Annotated in this window: 21 protein-coding genes and 1 other annotated feature; of the genes, 6 read left to right on the top strand and 15 right to left on the bottom strand. The window is 43.6% G+C overall.

Translation table 11 applies throughout. The features are described 5' to 3' along the window. Nucleotides 1-8: 8 nt before the first annotated feature. The gene (gene thrB / locus ACVBIK_RS00470; protein WP_447160442.1) at nucleotides 9-944 is read right to left on the bottom strand and encodes a homoserine kinase; all 936 of its coding nucleotides are present in this window, start codon (nucleotides 942-944) and stop codon (nucleotides 9-11) included. Further along, a complete protein-coding gene (thrA, locus tag ACVBIK_RS00465) occupies nucleotides 941-3,406 on the bottom strand; it encodes a bifunctional aspartate kinase/homoserine dehydrogenase I (RefSeq protein WP_447168830.1) in 2,466 nt (821 codons plus the stop codon). Before thrA ends, thrB begins: the two co-directional genes overlap by 4 nt. Before the next feature lie 710 nt (nucleotides 3,407-4,116). Between thrA and slyD the strand changes: the two genes are divergently transcribed. Further along, on the top strand, nucleotides 4,117-4,743 hold the full coding sequence (gene slyD, locus ACVBIK_RS00460) for a peptidylprolyl isomerase (RefSeq protein WP_447168829.1): 627 nt from the start codon (nucleotides 4,117-4,119) through the stop codon (nucleotides 4,741-4,743). A 123-nt stretch (nucleotides 4,744-4,866) separates the two neighbouring features. Continuing rightward, nucleotides 4,867-5,241 (top strand): hypothetical protein, encoded by a 375-nt coding sequence (locus tag ACVBIK_RS00455; protein ID WP_447160439.1) that lies wholly within the window; start codon nucleotides 4,867-4,869, stop codon nucleotides 5,239-5,241. A 78-nt stretch (nucleotides 5,242-5,319) separates the two neighbouring features. On the opposite strand, the gene trpR is transcribed toward ACVBIK_RS00455, so the two are convergent. Continuing rightward, entirely contained in the window at nucleotides 5,320-5,595 is a 276-nt protein-coding gene (gene trpR, locus ACVBIK_RS00450) for a trp operon repressor (protein WP_439267710.1), read from the bottom strand. 245 nt (nucleotides 5,596-5,840) lie between these two features. Here trpR and ACVBIK_RS00445 point away from each other — a divergent pair, with 245 nt between their 5' ends. After that, on the top strand, nucleotides 5,841-6,284 hold the full coding sequence (locus ACVBIK_RS00445; RefSeq protein ID WP_447160516.1) for a c-type cytochrome: 444 nt from the start codon (nucleotides 5,841-5,843) through the stop codon (nucleotides 6,282-6,284). 88 nt (nucleotides 6,285-6,372) lie between these two features. Here ACVBIK_RS00445 and ACVBIK_RS00440 read toward each other — a convergent pair whose 3' ends face one another. Continuing rightward, the gene (locus ACVBIK_RS00440; RefSeq protein WP_447163716.1) at nucleotides 6,373-7,065 is read right to left on the bottom strand and encodes a cytochrome b/b6 domain-containing protein; all 693 of its coding nucleotides are present in this window, start codon (nucleotides 7,063-7,065) and stop codon (nucleotides 6,373-6,375) included. Between the two features lie 309 nt (nucleotides 7,066-7,374). Between ACVBIK_RS00440 and hpf the strand changes: the two genes are divergently transcribed. Both hpf and pheA read left to right on the top strand, forming a co-directional pair. Then, nucleotides 7,375-7,737, top strand: a complete 363-nt coding sequence (gene hpf / locus ACVBIK_RS00435) for a ribosome hibernation-promoting factor, HPF/YfiA family (protein ID WP_012154318.1) — start codon at nucleotides 7,375-7,377, stop codon at nucleotides 7,735-7,737. Nucleotides 7,738-7,856: 119 nt separating this feature from the next. After that, nucleotides 7,857-7,977 (top strand) — a sequence feature (Phe leader region). A gap of 79 nt (nucleotides 7,978-8,056) precedes the next feature. Further along, the gene (gene pheA / locus ACVBIK_RS00430; protein WP_447160436.1) at nucleotides 8,057-10,030 is read left to right on the top strand and encodes a prephenate dehydratase; all 1,974 of its coding nucleotides are present in this window, start codon (nucleotides 8,057-8,059) and stop codon (nucleotides 10,028-10,030) included. 198 nt (nucleotides 10,031-10,228) lie between these two features. On the opposite strand, the gene ACVBIK_RS00425 is transcribed toward pheA, so the two are convergent. The 11 genes from ACVBIK_RS00425 to ffh all read right to left on the bottom strand — a co-directional run bounded on the left by ACVBIK_RS00425 (nucleotide 10,229) and on the right by ffh (nucleotide 21,435). Further along, nucleotides 10,229-11,515, bottom strand: a complete 1,287-nt coding sequence (locus ACVBIK_RS00425; RefSeq protein ID WP_447160435.1) for a cation:proton antiporter — start codon at nucleotides 11,513-11,515, stop codon at nucleotides 10,229-10,231. A 44-nt stretch (nucleotides 11,516-11,559) separates the two neighbouring features. Next, nucleotides 11,560-11,898 carry a hypothetical protein gene (locus ACVBIK_RS00420; RefSeq protein ID WP_447163717.1) on the bottom strand — a complete coding sequence of 113 codons (339 nt, stop codon included), beginning with the start codon at nucleotides 11,896-11,898 and terminating at the stop codon, nucleotides 11,560-11,562. A gap of 146 nt (nucleotides 11,899-12,044) precedes the next feature. Beyond that, on the bottom strand, nucleotides 12,045-13,148 hold the full coding sequence (locus ACVBIK_RS00415; RefSeq protein WP_447163718.1) for an FAD-binding oxidoreductase: 1,104 nt from the start codon (nucleotides 13,146-13,148) through the stop codon (nucleotides 12,045-12,047). 105 nt (nucleotides 13,149-13,253) lie between these two features. Continuing rightward, entirely contained in the window at nucleotides 13,254-14,918 is a 1,665-nt protein-coding gene (gene hcp / locus ACVBIK_RS00410; RefSeq protein ID WP_447160432.1) for a hydroxylamine reductase, read from the bottom strand. A 371-nt stretch (nucleotides 14,919-15,289) separates the two neighbouring features. Next, nucleotides 15,290-16,429, bottom strand: a complete 1,140-nt coding sequence (gene tyrA / locus ACVBIK_RS00405) for a bifunctional chorismate mutase/prephenate dehydrogenase (protein WP_447160431.1) — start codon at nucleotides 16,427-16,429, stop codon at nucleotides 15,290-15,292. 14 nt (nucleotides 16,430-16,443) lie between these two features. Continuing rightward, nucleotides 16,444-17,535, bottom strand: coding sequence for a 3-deoxy-7-phosphoheptulonate synthase (locus tag ACVBIK_RS00400; protein WP_447160430.1), 1,092 nt, complete (start codon nucleotides 17,533-17,535; stop codon nucleotides 16,444-16,446). A gap of 354 nt (nucleotides 17,536-17,889) precedes the next feature. After that, complete coding sequence (gene rplS, locus ACVBIK_RS00395; protein ID WP_012276214.1) at nucleotides 17,890-18,243, bottom strand: 50S ribosomal protein L19; 354 nt, start codon at nucleotides 18,241-18,243, stop codon at nucleotides 17,890-17,892. Between the two features lie 36 nt (nucleotides 18,244-18,279). Then, the gene (trmD, locus tag ACVBIK_RS00390) at nucleotides 18,280-19,026 is read right to left on the bottom strand and encodes a tRNA (guanosine(37)-N1)-methyltransferase TrmD (protein WP_447160429.1); all 747 of its coding nucleotides are present in this window, start codon (nucleotides 19,024-19,026) and stop codon (nucleotides 18,280-18,282) included. A gap of 15 nt (nucleotides 19,027-19,041) precedes the next feature. Then, complete coding sequence (gene rimM / locus ACVBIK_RS00385) at nucleotides 19,042-19,572, bottom strand: ribosome maturation factor RimM (RefSeq protein ID WP_447160428.1); 531 nt, start codon at nucleotides 19,570-19,572, stop codon at nucleotides 19,042-19,044. Nucleotides 19,573-19,592: 20 nt separating this feature from the next. Beyond that, entirely contained in the window at nucleotides 19,593-19,844 is a 252-nt protein-coding gene (gene rpsP / locus ACVBIK_RS00380; RefSeq protein WP_012154307.1) for a 30S ribosomal protein S16, read from the bottom strand. A 217-nt stretch (nucleotides 19,845-20,061) separates the two neighbouring features. Then, complete coding sequence (ffh, locus tag ACVBIK_RS00375) at nucleotides 20,062-21,435, bottom strand: signal recognition particle protein (RefSeq protein WP_447160427.1); 1,374 nt, start codon at nucleotides 21,433-21,435, stop codon at nucleotides 20,062-20,064. 397 nt (nucleotides 21,436-21,832) lie between these two features. Between ffh and ACVBIK_RS00370 the strand changes: the two genes are divergently transcribed. After that, nucleotides 21,833-22,621 (top strand): cytochrome C assembly family protein, encoded by a 789-nt coding sequence (locus ACVBIK_RS00370; protein ID WP_447160426.1) that lies wholly within the window; start codon nucleotides 21,833-21,835, stop codon nucleotides 22,619-22,621. Nucleotides 22,622-22,672 lie beyond the last annotated feature (51 nt).

Raw genomic sequence — 22,672 nt, 5'->3', positions numbered from 1 at the left:
CTGCATGCTTAATCAACTTTACGTGCGCCAGTGCTATCAATTTTGCAGATATGAGAAAACCCTTTACCAGCTTCAATATAATAGGTATCTAACCACTGCTGCGCTTGTTGAGCGACGCTCAGATCATCAGTAACACTGAAAAGTGTTGGCCCACTGCCAGAGATCCCCGTCGTTAGCATGCCTAACTCGGCTAAAGCCGCTTTAGCATTTTGATAGTGAGGGATCTCCCCAGCGCGATAAGGCTCAGCTAACACATCCTTTAATACCGCAATCGCCAGATCTGCATCTTGCTTATAGGATGCGTGTACAAAGGCACTTAAATAACGCCCAAAATCAATAGTGGTCTGTTTATCGAATGTAGTTGGCATCAGTTGGCGCATTCTTGAGGTCGATAACGAGATGCCTGGATACGCCACCACCCAATACCATTGCTTAAACTCTGGGATCGCTTCACAAACACTCTTGGGCGTATCAAGCATTAGCTGCATCCCCCCTAAGTAACAAGGTGCAACGTTATCATAATGAATTGAACCACTAATTTTGCCTTCAAACTCGCCCATTAATCGCAGTAGTTCTTGCGGATTAAATGGCTGCTGAAAATATTCATTCAGCGCCATCAATGCTGCCACAACTGAGCTAGCACTCGAGCCAAGTCCACTGCCTACAGGTAAATTTTTCTCTAAGGTTAATTTAAGTCCCGCACTTTTATCTAAATGGCTTAAGAAAAATTCAGCACATTGATAAACAATATTTAGTTGCGGATCTTGCGGAAGCTTATCAGCCCAATGACCCGCTAAAACCAACGACAATCCATTCTCAGCAGCCTCTACAGTGACTTTATCACCAAGCAGGCTACCATCGACGGGCGCTAACGCCGCGCCTAGTAAATCAAAACCTACTCCGACGTTGCCCATCGATGCTGGAGCATAAATAGTGACACTCATACGCCCACCTCTCGAGTCCAATTTAGTGTACGTAAAATATCGGCAAATGCACCAGCCGCGGTAACATCGGTACCCGCGCCATACCCCCTAAGAACAAATGGGATCGGCTGATAATAACGGCTGTAAAAGGCCAACGCATTTTCACCTCCTTTCACACTATATAAAGGGTCGGCTGCATCAACTTCAACAATCTTAACCTTGCAGCCTTCCTCATCGATTTGGCCAACATAACGCAGCACTTTACCCTGTGATTTTGCCGCTTCTACCCGCTGGGCAATGGCAGCATCAAGAGACGGTAAATTGTTCATAAATGCATTCACGTCACCAGAGGCATCAAATGAGTCGGGCAGTACTGATTCTACGTGGATATCGCTCAGCTCTAAATTCATTCCCACTTCACGAGCCAAAATTAATACCTTACGCGCCACGTCCATGCCACTTAAATCATCTCTAGGGTCTGGCTCTGTAAAGCACTTATCTCTTGCAATAGATGTCGCCTGAGACAGTGTCATGCCCTCATCTAACATACCGAAGATGTAGGACAAGCTACCGGATAAAATACCATTAAAGCGTTGCAGCTCATCACCGGCGAATAGCAGTTTTTTTAGGTTATCGATAACCGGTAACCCAGCGCCGACTGTGGTTTCATAAAGAAATTGACGACGCTGTTTAAGCGCTGTTTTCCTTAAATATTGGTAGTAAGCCATATCACGAGTGTTGGCCTTCTTATTAGGCGTAACAACGTGAAGTCCTGCATTCATAACATCAATATATTTATCGGATACCAATTCACTTGAAGTACAGTCCACCAGCACGGGGTTGAGTAGTTGTTGCTCTTTCGCCCACACTAACATCGCATCAAGATCCGCTTGCTGCTCAGAATCTGCTAACAACCCCTGCCAGTTATTAAGATCGATACCTTCGGCATCTAACAACATCTTTTGTGAGTTCACGACACCACAAACCCGAATGGCAATATGCTGCTGCTTTAATATCTTGCGCTGTTTATTAATCTGCTTAAGCAGCCCAGCCCCGACGTTGCCACAGCCCACAAGAAATACATCAAGGTAATGTTGCACATCGAAAAATGACTGATGACATGCCGCTATTGCATGCTTAGTCTTGCGCTGCTCAACAACAGCTGAAATCGAGCGCTCTGATGATCCCTGAGCAATCGCAACAATATTAACGGTCGCTTGTGCAAGCGCCTGGAAAAACTTGGCAGCAACACCTTTGTGAGTGCGCATACCATCGCCAATCAGTGAGACTATCGCTAAATCGTGACGCATCTCAATCTGCTCTAAAATGTCGTTTTTAAGTTCAAGTTCAAATTCTTGCTCTAGGGCAAACTTGGCTTTAATCGCATCTTCAGTAGAAACACAAAAACTGATGCTGTATTCAGAGGAGCTTTGAGTGATCAAGGACACAGATACGCCGGAGCGCGAAATCGCCCCCAGTGTACGACTCGCCATGCCGACCATCCCCTTCATACCAGGTCCCGACACATCAAACATGGTTTGATCATCTAAATTTGAAATGGCTTTAACATGTAACCCTGTTTCGTCTGGCTTATCAGACACTAGAGTGCCGACTGCATCTGGGTTAAAAGTATTACGGATATAACAAGGGATATGATATTGAGCAATGGGTGCGACCGTTTTTGGGTGCAGTACTTTTGCGCCAAAATATGATACTTCCATCGCTTCTTGATAACTCAGTTGCGATAACAACTTGGCGTCTGTCACCACTCGTGGGTCAGTATTATAAATGCCGTCCACATCAGTCCAGATCTCGCAGCAACTAGCACTAAGACAAGCTGACAACACCGCCGCAGAATAATCTGAACCATTACGCCCAAGTGTAACCACCTTGCCTTCGCTGTCGCCTGCAGTGAATCCAGGCATTACCCAAACCTGCGCGACCGATAAATCCAGTGCATTGAAGCGCAGTTTACTCGCTTCAATATCAACAGCAGATTCTAGGCGAGGGCCATAACCGACAAGTAGAGACTCTGGCACTAATAAATCAGCGCTATGGTTAAAGGACTTCATCACCTCAACCATTAACGCAGATGATAGCTTTTCCCCTCCAACTAAAACTTGTGCTTCAACACTTTCAGGGCACTCTTCAAGTAAGCTCATCCCTTCAAGCTTACTTTGCCAAAATGTGAGTTGTTGCTGCAGTTTTTCATTAAGCAAAGTATTTTGTTCTGCACTTAAGCTGGCAGCCGCCGCAGCATATAGTTCATCAAACACCCTTCCTACTTTGGCTAACACGGCGCGGTAGTCACCGCCATTCACCGCAACATCAACCATCTCAATCAAGCCATTTGTCACTGTGGCTGGGGCTGACAATACTACGGCGGTTGCTTGTGAATGAGCTGACTGGCTGATAATTTCTGCTGCGCCTTTAAAGCGCTGCCAATTCGCCAGCGAGGTTCCACCAAATTTCATTACTTTCATCAAAAACTCCTTGTGCCGCGCCACCTAAGAAACAAAAAAGCCCGCTCCTTTTGGGGGAGCGGGCTTGATATTTTACTTATATCAGGTTGTGCTTAGCCCGCCCCCACGTTGGTAATCGTGGTGGTTGTAATAATGGTGGTGTTCATTAAAACCTGGCTAAACATATAAATTCGTTTCTATCCAATTGGATTGATTTGTGTACTAACACAATTGCTTTTTTGCTAACGAGTGTCAACCCCTAAAACCAACTTTATTGTTATTATTAAGACTATTAGCAATAAACGAGATAAAACAGCCATAAAACAACTATCAATGGGAGTTTAATGAAGAATTTATTACATAACGGCTAAGTTACGTTGACGTAAACCAAAACCCATAAAACAAATAACACAATTAAAATCAGACAGATAGCTGTCACCTAAAAAGTCAGAATATCAAAATCGGTACAAATCCACGACTTAAATATGAAATAGCCCAAACGTAACATTCTTAATAGTTCAGCAAAAAGGGGCTGACGGACTGACAAAAATCGACCTATGAATAAGTTTGCACTCGATATGAAAATTCCTTCTGTATCTAATCCGGCTCGTTTAAGCCAATACTAATTTATCCCCCTAAAGATGTGGCTTAGGTAGCAGAAGTGCATTCAATCTATCGCAAATAGCGTTAAAGCAGGCTAGAATGCGCGCAAATTTCCGATTGGAGCCAATATGAAAATCACCGAAAAATGTGCTGTTAGCATCCATTACCGATTATCAGATGCGAAAGGCCAGCTTGTAGAAAGTTCTTTTGAAGCCGAGCCAATGATCTATCTGCATGGTGCAGAAAACATGATCCCTGGTCTAGAAGCTGCGCTTGAAGGCAAAGCACAGGGTGACACCCTTGATGTCACCGTAGATGCAGAGCAAGGCTACGGTCCATATCATGATGGGCTTCGCCAAGAAGTACCAATATCAGCGTTTGGCGACATTGAAGACATCGTTCCAGGTATGCGTTTTATCGCAGAGACTGAAATGGGTCAACGTCCAGTACAAGTGACAGAAGTTAAAGATGATGTTGTTATTGTAGATGGCAACCATCCTCTTGCAGGTCAATCTTTAGTTTTCAATGTTGAAGTACTTGAAGTACGTGCAGCGACTGAAGAAGAAATTGCCCACGGCCACATTCACGCTCACGGCGGCGGATGCGGCGGTCATGAACATTCTCATGAAGGTGGATGTTGTGGCGGCGGACACGATCACGGTCACGGTCACGAAGGCGGATGCTGCAGTGATGACGAAACTAAAGAAGCTAAAGAAGGTTGTGACGGTAACGGCGGCTGTGGCTGCAGACACTAGTTCTTTAGGTTGAATTCAAGCCCGTTTCATTAATGATAATGAAACGGGCTTTTTTTATGCTCTATAATAAAAAACTTAACATTAAGCTACGGAATTATTAGTTATTTTTGCAAAGGAACTGCAATGCTCTCAAAAACGGTCTATGAAGCTCTACCCTACTGCTACTTCACTATCGCCAGCGCAAGTATACTTATGTTAGAACAGACCTACGCCCTGCTTTTTGCGGTGTTATTATTTCTGCTAGGAAGTAAAATTTATGCATTACGCTCGAGTAACCGCCGAACGGATCCTAAAAAACGTAGAAAAAAAGGCTTACTTCCTATAGCCCTTTATGAGCACACCCCTGCACTTTACCTATTAATGGCGCTACTTCTGTTAAAACTCGACTCAAGGTTAGCACCAGTATTGAGCCTTATGTTGCTCAGCTACGCACTATATATAGGTTTAAGACGTACCCAGTATCGCAAACATCGAATCGTTGCAGCGCCACTATTGTGATATCGGATAGGTGAAGATGAATCTGCTCGGCACATCAGGAAACCATTCCTGCTCGTGCCCTGCTTCGTACCTAGTCATTTACAAGATTAACAGCCTAACCTTTTCTCTTTGCTGCTCAGTCATATGCTTAAGATAATTAGAGCAACGTGTAATCGTCGCAATACTTATTTGGTATTCCTGCGCAATTTGACGCTGACTCATCTCACCATCTAATAGCATCTGAAAAACTTTTAGCCTGCCCGCGACAGCACTGCGTTCCTCTTCCGTTAGTAACAGCTCAAACAATACAGTTAAATCGTCCTGCGCTTGATGCGATAAGACTTTCTCTAAAACCGAACCCCATTCTGCTCGCATTTTATCTCCTAATTTCAGCCACAATCACGTACTAGTGCGTCATTACAGCGATTGTATCAAGAATGCCAACCACCATGCACTTTTTATAACAACATTAGCTCTTACTAAATAAAACTCATTTGTAACTAAGAGTAACTATTGTGAAAAACGATTGCAGTCAGCAAGATAAAACTATATACATTAGGCGAAAACAGATCACATAACACAATAAAAACGTGAGAATTACCATGAAAAAGACAGCCAAAATGAGCCTTATCGCACTAGCAGCAACTGCGACCCTAGCCACTAGTGCATATGCAAATAACTTTAAAGAAGCCGATGACGCAATCGATTACCGTCAATCTGCATTTAGCATGATTGCCCATAACTTTGGTGACATGGGTGCAATGCTTAAAGGCAAAAAAGAGTTCAACGCTGAAGTTTTTGCTATGCGAGCTGAAAATGTTGCAGCCTTATCAAAGCTACCACTTGAAGGCTTTGTTGCAGGTTCTGATAAAGGTGACACCGAAGCATTAGCTAAAGTCTGGAGTGATAAAGCTGATTTTGATGCCAAGATGAAAACCTTCCAAGAGAACGCCGCGATTCTTGCGCTGGCAGCAAAAAGCGGTGATAAGAAAGAGATGAAGCAAGCCTTTGGCAATACAGGAAAAAGCTGTAAAGGCTGTCATGACGTTTATAAAAAAGACTAACTATAAACGTCAGCCCCTCTAGTCCAGAATTAGAGGCATACTTTCCATTAAGCCAGTCTGAGTCCCGACTGGCTTTTTATTTAAGTCCTTAGAGCATATCAATCACAGGCCACATCAGATAGTTCAGTACCAAAGCGCCCACCACTAAGACTAAAACAAGTGCTTTTAACATGGATGCGAAGGCTAAATTGTTAGCGCTAGAATCTGTGATTTCCGATTCTGGTAGACTTTTATAACCGCTAAACATGGCACCAAGAATTTTATCGCCTTTAATCATGTGCACTCCAACGGCTAACACGTGCATTGCCGCTAAGATTAAAATCAAGTCAAAGTTCTTCTTATGTAACCAAGTTAACCAACTTGCCGTATCTGAGCTAACAAACGAATACAGAGGGCCTTCAGTAAAAATATCGTCGGTTGCAAACAAGCCCGTTATCAGCTGAATACAGATAAGCGTAATTAAGGTCACCACCATGTAACCGCCGACGGGATTATGGCCTATTGATGATGAGATCCCTTCGCGTCGAGTTCGATTGAGGTAGTGAATAACCGTTTTAGGTGAATAAACAAAGTGACTAAAACGAGCCGTATCACTGCCAACGAGTCCCCAGATAAGCCTTACAGCAATCAAAATCATCAAGCCATAGGCAAGAATTTGATGCCACTCCATCTCACCAGCATCGGCTGTCCACCATAACCCACCGAGTAAGCACAGCATACCCCAATGAAAAACACGCGTCGGAAGATCCCACACTTTAATTTTGACCAGATTTTGTTCCATCAACTGTCACTCTTGAAAATTAATTTACCTGAGGAGGTCATTATAAACGCGGAATTACTGAAGAGCTATCGAGTTATTTACACTGATTTTTTTGCTGAAAACACTAAATAAGGGACGACTTATCCAATCCAATATGACCTGATTTTTTGGGGTTTACAAGGAAATTTGGCCAGTTATTGTCTATATTTGTCTAAGTGATCAAATAAAAGGCGAACAGTTTAAAAGAGCCAATAAAACGTGATTTAGATCACGACTTTCATATCTGAGATTGGTAGTCTGAATTCAAGGAAACAACAAAAGGTTCGACATATGATAAAGATTACTAGCAAGCATTTTGAAGTTACTGAGTCTATCCGCGAACGTATTGAAGCCAGATTAGAGAAATTAGCAAGACACGATGTGCAGCTAATTAATCCACACGTAATTATTTTACAGGAGAAGCAAGGGTTTAAAATTGAAGCTTCTGTCGGCATCCCAAGTGCCAAGTTATTTGCCCAGGCGAAACACGACGACCTCTATGCAGCTATTAATGCAATGGGACAAAAGCTGGAGAAACAGCTAAACCGCCTGACTCATAAACCTGAAAGTCAACGTCACGCAACACTTAAAATAGAAGATGATGCCATTGATGACGACTTTGATGACAACCTAGAGGAGGAATACGCAGCTTGATATTATTGTTAAATTTACACGCAAAGCGCACCTTCGGGTGCGCTTTTTATTGCAAAAAACTCAATTAGGCTAAGTTTTTATTGACACTTAAGGCCCCCCGCTTTAGTTTTATTTCAATGAATAAAATCCATACTACGTTTTTTACTTTCTTTTTTATGTCCCCCACCCTCGGAGGCGGAATTTCGGTGTAAAAACGAAAGTGAAAATTCCAAAGCCTCCCACATGGGAGGCTTTTTTATATCAGCTAAGGTAAGCATACATTGTCCTGCTTATCACTAGGGTATTAATACTAAGCGCAATACAAGAGTCAGAGGCTAAGATGAGTAAACCACAACCCTTAAATCACACTCGAGAGCAGATCACCAGTCTCGATAATGAACTGCTGGCTCTGCTAGCAAAGCGCAGAGAATTAAGCCTAGATGTCGCACGCAGTAAAGAAGTCGATGTCAGACCAATCCGCGATACTACCCGGGAAAAAGAGCTGTTATCACGTCTTGTAAAACAGGGGCGTGAGCAAGGATTAGATGCCCATTATGTCATCTCACTCTATCAAAGCATCATCGAAGACTCAGTGCTTAACCAGCAAGCTTATTTACACGGCCGCGCAAATCCAGAAACCCAACAGCAGCAATATTGTATCGCCTACCTTGGCGCTAGAGGTTCATACTCCTATCTAGCTGCCAGCCGATACTGCGATAGACGCCAAGTGGAGATGCAAGATTTAGGCTGCAAAAGTTTCGATGAAATAGTACAAGCCGTTGAATCTGGCCACGCCGACTATGGCTTCCTGCCAATAGAAAATACCTCTTCAGGCTCTATTAACGAAGTGTATGACGTATTACAGCACACCAGTCTTGCTATTGTTGGGGAAACCACCATCGAGGTTGGTCACTGCTTACTGGCCAATAGCGGCAGCACTATTAGTGACATCAAAACAGTTTATGCACATCCTCAGCCGATTAGTCAATGCAGTCGCTACTTAAGTCAGCACGGTGAATTCAAACTAGAGTATTGCTCTAGTAGTGCAGAAGCGATGGAAAAAGTCTGTAATGCAAATGATAACAGTGTCGCTGCTATCGGTAGTGCAGAAGGCGGCGCCTTGTATCAATTAGAAGCGATTGAAGCAGATCTTGCCAATCAAAAAATTAATCAAAGCCGCTTTATCGTTGTCGCAAGAAAGGCTGTTGAAGTGCCATCGCAGCTTCCAGCAAAGTGCACACTGATCATGGCTACAGGCCAAAAGCCTGGCGCACTCGTTGAGGCCTTACTTGTGTTAAAGGCGCGTAATCTTAATATGAGTAAACTCGAATCTCGTCCTATTCCTGGCACGCCTTGGGAAGAGATGTTCTATTTAGATATCGATGCCAATCTATCAAGCGAGCCGATGCAAGCTGCGCTTAAAGAGTTAGAGCGCACCACTCGCTTTATTAAAGTGCTCGGTTGCTATCCCTGTGAAACCGTTAAGCCTACTCAACTGAGTAATAGCCAGTTGATGATTGAGCCTAACACCTCTAAGTCGACCACTGTTGCAGCAACAACCAGTAGTAAGCAACAGCGCTTTAGTAAGCAATATAAGAGTGAGTCTACGCAAGTTATCTGCGGCCAGCTAAACCTAGGAGCCGGTAATATCGGTGCGATAGCTCAAGTACAACTCCCCCTAGAGCTTCAGCAAGTTGAGCAGCTAGCAAAAGAGCTTAAAGAATCAGGTTTCCAAGCCGTTGCGATACAGGGATTAAACCAGCAAAGCGATGTCATTAACTCCATCAATAAGTTTAAGCATGCTCTCGCACAATTTGATTTAGTTTGTGTCCTTGTCATTGAACATGAAACCGATTTAACCATGGCGACTCAGTTTGCAGATGTAGTCATGCTATCGGGGAATCTAATGTATAACCAAGCCATTTTAACCCAACTTGGCTCTTTACTGGTTCCGGTTATAGTCGAGCGCAATACCATGGCTAGCGTCGATGATCTGCTTAATGCAGCAGAGGTTATCTTGAGCCAAGGTAATCAACAACTTATCTTGTGTGAATCAGGGGTCACAACCCTTAATAACTCAGGAAAACCATCACTGGATCTAGCGGCATTGGTTGAGCTAAAAGCCCTGAGTCACTTACCTATTTTGGTCAATCCAAGCTACGCGATTGAAGCAGAACAAATGCCTACATTTGTTAAGGCGATAAAACAGTTAAAAGGCGATGGTGTCATGGTGAATTTAAGTGCTATTGAGCAAGCATCAAAAGCTGACTCTACAACGCTCTTCAATGAGCTATTAGGCAATCTATACCATTAGCTTACGGGTAAATTTATATTAGTCTTTTATATCAGCATCTTGAAAGTTAGTCTCTCGATATAAGTTATTTGATATAGTCAGCTTAATAGCGATGGCTTATACAGACAATTTGATAGCGATAGCTTGATATTGATTATTTGATAGCGGCGGCTTGATAAAGAAACTGATATTCATTATCAAACCGCGTCTGAATTGAAATTAGCGTTTACGCTGAGCAGCTTGCTCAGCGTTACTTTTATCAATCAACCGAGGGATCGTTGTCCCTTGGACTAAGATAGAAAAAACCACCACAGCGTAAGTCATCACCATTAGCAGCTCTCGCAGGTCTATATTGCTGCCACTCATGACAATTATGCCGGTAGGTAAACTCATCGCCATCGCTAACGCTAAGCCGCCACGTAATCCTCCCCATACCAAGATTTTTTCTGCATAAGAGTTATAGTGCCTAAAACGCCTAAAGCCAAAATAAGGTAGATAAATGCTGATAGTGCGCCCAATTAACACTATCGGGACAGCAAGCAGCATAAACCACCACAACTCAACATCGAAATGAATGAGTAGCAGTAGTAAGCCTAATAGCAGAAACAATAATGAATTGAAAAATGACTCTATTAATAACCAGAAACTCTCTAGGTGTCCTTGCTCCTCTTCCTTTAGCAACTTAGGCACACTCACATTGCCAATGATAATTCCGGCTGCGACCATGGCTAGGGGCCCTGAAACCCCCAACATATCGGCCCCAATGTAACCTGCACTCGGCACCAATAATGTCATCAGTAAATACTGCGTTCGCTCTTCAGAGAAATGCAGCATGCCATGTAGAATAGCGGCCAATACTCCACCGTAGAGTAGACCGCCTAACGCTTCTCTAATAAAAAGCTTACTTACATCAATAAATGTTAACGGCTCAGTTGAAAACGCGACTTGTGAAACGGTGATAAAAATTACCAAACCAATACCGTCATTGAAGAGCGATTCACCCTCAACCTGAGTGGCAATATCTTCTGGCGCGCCAAGCTGTTTAATGATTGCCAACACCGCAATAGGATCCGTTGGCGAAATCAGTGCACCAAATAGCAGGCAATAACTAAAGTTTAGGGGTAAACCGATAGCAATAGCGAATAGGTACAGCAAGCTACCAACAACAAATGTTGATATTAGCGTCCCCACAAAAGCCAGTATGAATATTTCCCACTTTTGTTTTTTTAATATATTGAGCTTAATCTGTAACGTGCCAGCAAACAGTAAAAAACCCAGCATTCCATTAAGCAGTAGAGCTGTAAAATCAAGCTGCTCGAGATCGGTCACTAAGGTTGAATAAATTTTTATACCAAAGATCTTACCGGCCACCAAAATAGCTAAGCTCAAACACAATGCCAGTGCAGTAATAGTGACGGTTTGTTGCCAACGATGTAAACGTGAAGAGACAAGAGATATCACCAGAGAAAGCACAGAAAGTAGACATAAGATTTCGTAACTAGTCACAGTGAAGTCTCATTAAGCAAAAGGGAGGGGGGAAATAACAGAGATTAGATTATGCGGCCTTCAATTAAGCTCAGCCAACCTTTAATCACTCTGCCGCTAAACCATATCGCACCGCCAACATAGAGCGTGGCACTTAACCACGGCTGAGCACACAAATACCCGGTTAACATGACTAAAAATAGGCCGAGGATAGACCAACGCTGCCAACGTAAATGGATTGCCAGCATGCTATTGGCATTTTGCTGTGGCTGATACAGATTAATAACAAGACTAAGGGCTGTGGGCACTAACATTATCGGAAAGCATGCCATCAGCGCATACAGGAAGTGTGCGAGATTTTTATCTTGCAGCGCTAGTGATTGAGAATGTAATGTTGATGCCATACGCCACTCCAAAAAGAAATAAGAGACAGGCGCAATTCCATCACGACCTATCATTAACCTTACTTTCTCATGATGAGTTACGCAACTTTCACGCCTGATTTATTTCAGATTTTCATGCCATTGACTTAGCGCTTAGGTTTATATACTTACAGTTCTAAGGTCACATCTGACTTTAATTTAGTTGAACATGCTAGCACAAAGCCCTGTGCGACCTCATCAGGTGTCAATGCCATTTGGCTTGTAGACTCGGTTTCTCCCTTAACAACCCTACACTTGCATGCACCGCAAACACCTGAACGACAGGCAGCAAGAATAGGTAACCCTTCGGCTTCAATGCCGTCCAATACGGTTTGTTCTGCAGACAAGGTTCGGCTTTTATCACCGATCATCAACATAAAACCGCTTGTCTCTGCGTTAATAGCTGTAGTTTGCGCTTTTGCTGCAGCCAGTTCGGCGCTATCCCCTTTAAAGCTACCAAAGCTTTCCTGGTGGAAATGCGTCATATCAAAGTCTAACGACTCAAGTAATGCTTTTACTGCTTTCATATAAGGCTCAGGGCCACATACAAAAACCGTTCGAGTTTTAAAGTCTGGTACCAATCTCGCTAAGTTATCAACATTTAGACGCCCAGGCAGATTATCGATATAAGGACTCGCTTGCTCACTAACCTCTTCTAAAATGTAGTTAAGCTTAAATCGGGCGCTGCGCTCAGCCATCTGTGAAATAGACGCTTCAAATATAAGATCGTTACTAGATTTTGCACTATGAAGAAAGCTCACATCTGGGCCAACTTCGGTATCGGTTAACCAACGAGACATGGAGTACATAGGCGTGATACCGCAGCCAGCACTTAAAAACAGATACTTTTGCGCTTGAATATCAACTAAATTAAATACGCCATCGGGGCCGAGAGCTCGCACCATATGACCGACTTCAAGGTTATCGGCTAAGTAGTTTGAAACCTTGCCACCTGCAATACGCTTAATGGTTAGTACAATAGAATATGGACGTGAAGGTGACGAGCTTATGGTATAGCTACGAGCAATTTTCTCACCATTAATTTCCAGCAATAAAGTAAGAAACTGACCGGGCTTAAAATGAAACTTAACTGGAGTGGCAGCTTGAAATCTAAAGCTGATAACATCGTGAGTCTCATTCCATTTTTCCACACACACCAGTTGATGTTCCCCAGACTGCCATTGCTGAGCCGAAAAAGATTCTAAATGAGAAGTTTGCTTATTCATTGCCATATTCACGCTATACCTACCTATCAAACTAAGTTGTTAACCCTTAAACTAAAAATGGCCACACATTGGTGACCATTTTAAACTTACTTATCACCCGTATCGATGCAGTTACGCTACATTAAGGATGCGATTTAGATCTGCTTCTACAGTTGTGGTGTTACGAAGACCAAACTTCTCTTCTAGCACTTTGGCCAAGTTAGGCGTTAGGAATGCTGGTGCCGTAGGACCTGTCATGATGTCCTTCACACCCAGTGATAATAGTGTCAATAACACGACAATGGCTTTTTGTTCAAACCATGAAAGTACTAAGGTAAGTGGCAATTCATTAATATCGCACTCAAATGCTTCAGACAGTGCAATAGCAAGCTGAATCGCAGAGTAAGCATCATTACACTGGCCAATATCCAATAGACGTGGAATACCGTTGATGTCACCAAACTCAAGTTTGTTGAACTTATATTTACCACAGCCTAATGTCAGAATAATCGAATCCGCTGGCGCTTGAGTCGCGATATCCGTGAAGTAACCACGCTCTTGCTTGTCACCGTCACATCCACCGACCAAGAAGAAATGCTTGATTGCACCGCTCTTCACATTCTCGATTACAGTAGGTGCAGCAGCCATCAGCGCATTACGAGCAAAACCTATGGTGATTAGATGGGGGATCTCATCATAGATAAAGCCTTCTAAAGACTCAGCTTTAGCAATTACTTCACTGAAATCATCACCAACAATGTGGGTTACACCAGGCCAGCCTACAATGCTACGCGTGAAGATACGGTTTGAGTAATCACCCACATTTGGGTCAATAATACAGTTTGATGTCATTACTACTGCACCAGGGAATGTCGCAAATTCTTTTTGCTGATTCTGCCATGCACTGCCGTAATTGCCCACTAAGTGTGGATACTTTTTAAGTTCAGGGTAAGCCAGTGCAGGTAACATCTCACCGTGGGTGTAAACGTTAATACCTTTGCCTTGGGTTTGTTCAAGAATAAGCTCAAGATCTTTCATGTCATGACCAGACACTAAGATAGCCTTACCCTTTACAGATTTAGTGTTAACTTGCGTTGGCTCTGGGTGACCAAAGGCATGGGTTTCCCCTTCATCGAGCATTGCCATTACGCGGTAGTTAAGCTGACCAATCTGCATTGCTGTATTAAATAGCTTATCGGCATCAACTGAGTCTTCACCAAGAAAAGCCATGATCTCGTGGAACTCGCCAGCCACTTCATCGCTGGTTTGCTCAAGTACGCGAGCATGCTCCATATAGGCTGCTGCGCCTTTAAGGCCGTATAAGCAAAGTAAACGTAAACCCATAATATCTTCATGGACTTCATCTTTACCACGGTTAGGCACAGCTTGAAGCGCTTGAGATAGCATTTCAGGCTTAGTCGCGCCTAATACCAACTGCATAGGCGCATTCATTGGCTTGGCTTCAATGCTTAGTTCACCGCACTTAGCTTCGTATGCCGACTTTAAACGGTTACGGAAAGTTTCAGCTTGGGTGGTATAAGCAATGATACGCTCATCATCAAAGTTAACGTTGGTCAGTGTCGCGAAAAATGCCTTTGGCACAAAGGTATCAATCTCATGGTCGATAATGCCGACTTCACGAGCAAGGGCCGCGTATGACGACACACCTTGGAGAATATAGATAAGAAGATCTTGTAAGTCTGAGGTATCAGACGACTTACCGCACATACCTTGCGTGTAGCTACAGCCATTACCCGCAGGTGTTCTAATTGTTTGCTCACATTGAATACAAAACACGACACTAACTCCTATATTTTAATCATGCATCTCATCTGCATGTTTTGATGTTAGTGTACGCTTCTTGACGAATTGCAAAAGGGTTTTCTAACAACAAAAGCTAAAACTATGAAAGAGATCACTTTAAGTGTTAACTAATAAACACTTAAAGTACTGAAGGAATATAAAATAAAAAGCTTTATTTTCAGTGATTAATGCAAGCGCAGGAGCCGAGGGTAGCGACGTTATCTCAAGATGCATTCGCAAGAGTGAAGTTTTTAAGTAGTGATAAGCATGACCAAAAATGCGCAGTCATTCAATTAAAGGTAAGTAAAGCAAAAGCAAAAAAAGGCGCCTAAGCGCCTTTTCAATTTAAGGATTACGAGCAGTTATTAGCCAGTCTTCATGTCGTTTACTGATTGCAACATCGCACGACTCTCACGTTGGAATTGCGGCGCAAAATCACCAAACCAGCGAGACACCTCTGCAAACTGAGCCACAAACGCATCGCGATTGCCGGACTTTAAAATAGATAACGCCTGAGAGTAGTTATCTAAGTAATCGCTGATCGCAACAAGGCTTTCCTCTTGAGCGAAGATAATATCAGCATATAACTCAGGGCTTTGGGCAAATAAGCGTCCTACCATAGCCAGCTCTAAGCGGTAAATTGGCGAGCTAAACTGTAGCAATGACTCAATATCTGCTTCCTCTTTGTAAAGGTTCAAGCCATATACAAAAGAGGAAAAATGTCGCATGGCTTGCACCAATTGCATCGCTTTATCGTGTTTGCTTGGCTCAGCTTCAACAATTCGAGCTCCCCAAATCTCAATCTGCTCTATCAGCCATTGATAAGCCTGTTGCTCGCGGCCGTGACACACGACGACAACTTGCTTTGCAAGGCTGCCTACATCTGGACCAAACATAGGGTGTAAGCCAAGCACGGGGCCAGAGTGCGCCGCCAGCATCGCCTCCACTGGTGCTCCTTTGATGGAAGTCAAATCGGCCAAGATGCAATCTTTAGGTAAGTTTGTCAGTTGCTCAGCAATTAATTCACAGGTAATGTTTATCGGCACGGTGACAATAACCAAGCCTGCCCCCTCAAAGATGCTTTCGCTGTTTATCCAATCATCTTTATCAAGCGTTTTTACCTGATAACCAGAAAGCGTTAACATCTGTGAGAACAACCCACCTAACTTACCTTCCCCCCCCACAATAACCACATGACCCAAATCAGCCTTAATTTGCTTAAAGCCTACGTCCTTTTCATTAAGGTAAGACTCACGCATAAGGCGACGTAAAATATCTTCAATGAGTTGCGGCGCGACATTCATCGCTTTCGCTTCAGCACGTCTTTTCGCTAGCATATTAGCTTCACGCTGCGGCGCGTAAATTGGCAAACCTGCACCATGTTTTACCGCGCCAACTTGTGCAACAAGATCTAAACGTTTTCTCAGTAAATGCAGTAACTGCTGATCGACACCGTCAATCAAACCTCTCAGGTTCTCAAGCTCTGCTGTAGTCTTCTCATTCATCAATCTTTCTTCCATCAGCCATTTGCTACTTTCAGCATATCAAATCGAGTCGGTAATATTGGGGCTAATAAGCTAGCACCATCTCGTAACAAGTTTTCCGTGGTTTGCCAGTCTATACAAGCATCGGTCACCGATACACCGTAAGCCAGTTGATTCATCGGTATGTCACTACTTTGCTTACCAGCATTGAGGTGGCTTTCTAGCATAACACCAATAATAGATTGATTACCTACAGCAATTTGATTAAATACATCTTCACATACAGGCTTTTGTTTATTGTGATCTTTCGACGAATTCCCATGGCTGCAATCAACAATCAAGCGTGCATTAAGCTTTGCCGCATGTAACTGCTGTTCGCACTCAGCGACACTTGCTGCGTCATAATTTGGGGTTTTACCGCCACGTAAAATAACATGTCCATCTGGATTACCGGCAGTTTGTAGTAGTGCCACCTGACCTTGTTGATTAATCCCCATGAAGCGGTGCCCACTCGCGGCCGACTCTAGCGCATTTATCGCAACGCCCAGCTTGCCGTCAGTGCCGTTTTTAAAGCCAACTGGCATAGAAAGACCCGAGGCCATTTCTCGGTGAGTCTGAGATTCTGTTGTACGTGCGCCAATTGCAGACCAGGTAATGAGTTCTGACATGTATTGCGGACTGATAGGATCCAGGGCTTCGGTCGCAACAGGTAACTCAAGCTCAGCAAGCCAAATCATTAGCTCTCTTGCTTGTCTTAGACCTTTATCAACATCAAATGATTCATTCATATCAGGGTCATTAATCATGCCCTTCCAGCCAACCGTTGTACGCGGTTTTTCAAAGTAAACACGCATCAATACAAAAAACTGCTCGCCGAGCTCATTATGAAGTTTCTTAAGCTTCAAAGCGTACTCTTTAGCGGCATCGATATCATGAATTGAGCAAGGACCAGAGATCACAAGCACACGATTATCACGTTTGTGTACGATATCTGACACGGTTTTTCGGGCATTTAGCACATATTGATAAGCATGCTTAGACAGAGGCAGATCGCGCTTTAACTCCTCAGGAGTCACGAGAACTTGCTCAGAACTGATATGAACATTATTAATTGTGTCTTGTTGCATGATAACCACCTGCCTTTATCTCTTATCTGCTTTGCGCTAACAGTCTTTATGTCACTGAAGAACGTCTCAACTTATATTTTAAGCTCGGTTTTATCGTCCGAACCGAGCATCACCGTAACGGTACACCATTACACCTTAAGAACACTATGCCTAGATGAAGCGGTGAGATCAAGCGACGTTTTCTATAAATGAAAATTTCTAATCTAGCTTTCGTAAATACGGCTGAAGAGTAATACCAATAACATGAAGATTCAGGAAAGAAATTGAAAAGCCCATTAAATTTAGGCAACAAAAAACCGCCATATAGGCGGTTTCTCGTGCGAACACTGCATCTTTTTTATAGCAAGTACTAAATTACTTAGTAGCAAGCTTCTCACGGATACGTGCAGACTTACCTGAACGATCACGTAGATAGTAAAGCTTAGCACGACGAACACGGCCGCGACGCTTAACTTCGATGCTAGAGATGATTGGGCTGTGAGTCTGGAACGCACGCTCAACACCTTCACCATTAGAGATTTTACGTACTGTGAATGCAGAGTGAACGCCGCGGTTACGCTTAGCGATTACAACGCCTTCGAACGCCTGTAGACGCTCTTTACCGCCTTCTACAACACGTACTTTAACAACTACTGTATCACCGGCACCAAATTGTGGTACGTCGGTTTTCATTTGCTCTTCGTTGAGCATTTTGATGATGTTATTCATTAAATAAACTCCATACTAGTAATAACTGCGCTTCGACTAATCATCTTGTTTGATGGTGTCAACAAATTCAGCTAATAGCTTCTCTTGTTCGCCAGTCAGAGCTAGATTTTCAAGTAATTCTGGTCGTCTCAACAAAGTCCTACCTAGGCTTTGCTGTAGACGCCAGCGTCTAATATGTTCGTGGTTACCACTTAACAATACGGCTGGAACATCCAGGCCATCCAAACTTTCAGGACGCGTATAGTGGGGGCAATCCAGTAATCCATCAGAGAAAGAATCTTGCTCTGCGGAAGCTTGTTTTCCTAGCACGCCAGGAACCAATCTAGATACTGAATCAATCAAAGTCATCGCTGGAAGTTCACCGCCCGAAAGCACGTAATCTCCTATCGACCACTCTTCGTCCACTTCAGTTTGAATAATACGTTCATCGACACCTTCGTATCGACCACACACTAAAACCAAACTGGATGATTGCGCTAACTCTTCAACGCCTTGCTGTGTCAGCTTACGGCCTTGAGGAGAAAGGTAGATCACCTTTGCCTCTTTTCCAGCTGCAGCTTTTGCTGCATGGATGGCATCACGTAGAGGCTGCACCATCATTAACATTCCAGGGCCACCACCATAAGGGCGATCATCCACTGTTTTATGTTTATCATGGGTGAAATCTCGAGGATTCCACGTTTGCAACTCTAGCAACCCTTTGCTAACTGCACGACCCGTTACACCAAAGTCTGTTACGGCACGAAACATCTCGGGAAACAGGGTTACTACCCCTAACCACATATGTTGTACCTCGACTTAGAAGTCCGGATCCCAATCCACTAAAATCTGTTTTGCTGCCAGGTCCACCTTTTGGATGAACTGGTCAGTAACAAAGGGAATCATACGTTCCGCTTTGCCAAAGCCATCTTTTGCGTTAGCTTTAACTAGAAGTACGTCATTCGATCCTGTTTCCACGATCTCCTGAACGGTACCCATGTTGTAGCCTTTGGTATTAGTCACTTCACATCCGATCAGATCTCGCCAGTAGAATTCATCTTCTGGTAAATCTTGCATCTGCTCAGCAGGCACAGCAATCTCACAATTAGTAAGCGCTTGAGCCTCATCCCGTGTTGTTACGCCTTCAAGACAAGCGACAACCGCTTTACCCTGAAAACGCCACTGGGCGACTTTAACCTCGCGCCATTCACCTTGCTCTTTAATAAGCCAAGGAGAATAGTCAAAGATACCTTCAACAGAGTCGGTATAGGTAGTGATCTTCAACCAACCTTTAATGCCAAAACTGGAACCTAATTTCCCAAGGATGACGGGTTCTTGTTTACTACTCATCAATCTATACCCTAACGCTATTAAGCAGCTGCTTTACGAGCGTCTTTGATCAGTTTTGCTACACGATCAGTAGTAGCAGCACCGTTAGCAACCCAATGCTCAACACGGTCAAGATCTAAGCGTAGAGCTTCTTCTTGGCCACGAGCTACTGGGTTAAAAAAGCCAACGCGCTCGATGAAACGACCGTCACGGGCGTTACGGCTGTCAGCTACAACGATGTTATAAAATGGACGCTTTTTTGCGCCGCCACGAGCTAAACGAATGGTAACCATGCGTTTGGTATCCTCTAATGATTTGCTTTTTATCAAGCAAAAATAAAAACTGAAACTCCGTGTTCGCGAAGAGCCCCAGATAGAAAGCCGGCAGATTTTACCTGACTGACCGGCGAATGCAACCGTAATCGGCGTTTTTTACGCCTAAAACGATTTACAGACCAGAGCAAGTTTCACTCTAGTCTGTAAATTTAGCTATGCAGAATATTCTAAATGCCTAGCGGCCTGGCATTTTCATGCCTGGTGGTAACATACCACTCATGCCACGCATCATTTTTTTCATGCCGCCTTTCGCTGACATTTTCTTCATCATTTTCTGCATTTGAGTAAACTGCTTAAGTAAGCGGTTCACATCTTGAATTTGTGTGCCGCTGCCCAGCGCGATTCTACGCTTACGTGAACCCTTGATAATATCGGGACGTTGGCGCTCACCTGGCGTCATAGAATTGATAATCGCTTCCATCTGCCCAGTCATCTTGCCATCTTGAACTTGAGCAAGTGCTTCTGGTGGTAATTGCCCCACACCAGGTAGCTTCTCAATCATGTTCATCATGCCGCCCATGTTCTTCATCTGTTGCAGCTGTTCGCGGAAATCTTCTAAATCAAAGTTGCCGCCTTTTTTTACTTTAGCTGCAAGCTTCATCGCCTTTTCTTGGTCTACACCACGCTCAACCTCTTCAATAAGAGAAAGAACGTCGCCCATACCTAGAATACGTGATGCGACACGATCTGGGTGGAATGCTTCTAACGCATCGGTCTTTTCACCCACACCTAAGAATTTAATTGGTTTACCCGTAATGTGGCGAATCGATAATGCTGCACCGCCTCGTGCATCACCATCGACTTTGGTCAGTACCACACCGGTTAACGGTAGCGCTTCATTAAAGGCTTTTGCTGTGTTTGCCGCATCTTGACCCGTCATGGCATCAACCACGAACAATGTCTCAACCGGGTTCACCGTAGCATGAAGCTCTTTAATTTCATCCATCATGGCTTCATCGACGTGCAAACGACCTGCAGTATCGACAATAACCACATCAATGAACTTAAGCTTTGCGTGTGCAATTGCAGCCTTAGCGATATCAACAGGCTTTTGGCTCACATCTGACGGGAAGAATTCAACTTCAACTTCAGCGGCTAAGGTTTCTAGCTGTTTAATCGCCGCTGGACGGTATACGTCGGCAGACACAACGAGAACAGACTTCTTCTCGCGTTCACGCAAGAATTTAGAGAGCTTTGCAACACTGGTGGTTTTACCCGCACCTTGCAAACCCGCCATCATGATCACTGCAGGCGGTTGAGCCGATAGGTCTAAAGCTTCATTCGCTTCGCCCATCGCATTTTCAAGTTCGCTTTGAACGATCTTAATAAAGGCTTGGCCTGGACTTAGACTCTTTGAAACCTCTTGTCCAACAGCGCGTTCTTTAACGCTATTTACGAATTCACGAACCACAGGCAAGGCAACATCGGCCTCAAGAAGTGCCATGCGGACTTCGCGTAAGGTTTCCTTAACGTTTTCTTCCGTTAAGCGACCACGGCCACTGATATTTTTCAGAGTCCGTGACAATCTGTCAGTTAAGTTCTCAAACATTATCCAGTTCTTTACCGTTTAAAATTTACATTGATGGGGCTGTATTATAGCGATGCCCAGATATTATGCTACAGAATGACGCAAGTTACTTTTACAACTCAGTGCAGTGAAACGTAAAAAATCACTAAAAATCGTCAATAAGATAAAAAATCGACCTATTTTTGCAACCAAGGTCACTGCCCAAATCCCTTCCGCTCATGCTATTCTACACAATAATATTACATGCTAACTTAATGAATAAAGTCGAAACGACTTTAATGGCTAGACTCAAGGCTATATTTAGCTCACTCAGTGATTTAACTCATGCTTGAATCACGCTACTATGCGAGTCGTTTGGTCAACTTTTAATGCATTGTTAGAACATTAGGTCCTTAAAAACAAAGTAGGTTAATACTCGATGGTCATTTTCTCAGCTACAGCCATGTTGTTCTATAGTATTGCTTTGGTTCTCGTCGCAAGCCGACTTTTTCATGTTGATGGACCAAACAGAAAATTAATTGCAGTCTTTGCCGCGCTCGGCGTGGTGTTTCATGCTGCGGCATTGTCACAAGCTATCATCACAGGTGATGGACAAAACTTTAGCTTAACCAACGTGATTTCGATGGTTAACTGGATTATCACGTTCAGTTTCACCATTTTACTTTTTAGACTCAAAGTCATTGTTGTTTTACCGGTTGTCTTTGCCTGTTCAGTAATATCAGTGGCCTTGCTTTGGCTAGTACCGCCTGAGTACATCATCCATTTTGAAGTTCACCCGGATGTTTTAGTGCATGTTGTCTTGTCGCTTATGGCCTACAGTGCCCTGATGATTGCAGCCCTGTACGCGATTCAGCTGGCAATCATTCAAAACCGCCTAAAGAGTAAGAAATTAATAATGACTTCGGCAATGCCACCGCTAATGACAGTAGAGAAGCAGCTGTATCACTTAGTGATTGTAGGGGTGATTTTATTAAGTCTGTCACTTGCTACAGGCTTTATCTTCCTCGACGACATGTTTGAAGAAGGTAAAGGTCATAAGGCTGTTCTTTCTATCATGGCTTGGTGTGTGTATATCGCCATGTTAGCCCAGCAGTACTGGGTAGGTTGCCGCATTAGAACCGCTGTTGCTTACACTTTGACTGGTGCGGTCTTGCTGTCACTGGCCTACTTTGGTGCTCGTATTGTAAAAGAACTCATTCTCAGCTAATGCCACCACTTTCGTCATTTAGCCCATCTTCAAATGATGGGCTAAACTTGA

Source organism: Shewanella sp. 125m-1 (assembly GCF_052977065.1).
This window is presented reverse-complemented; position numbering and strand designations above follow the sequence as displayed.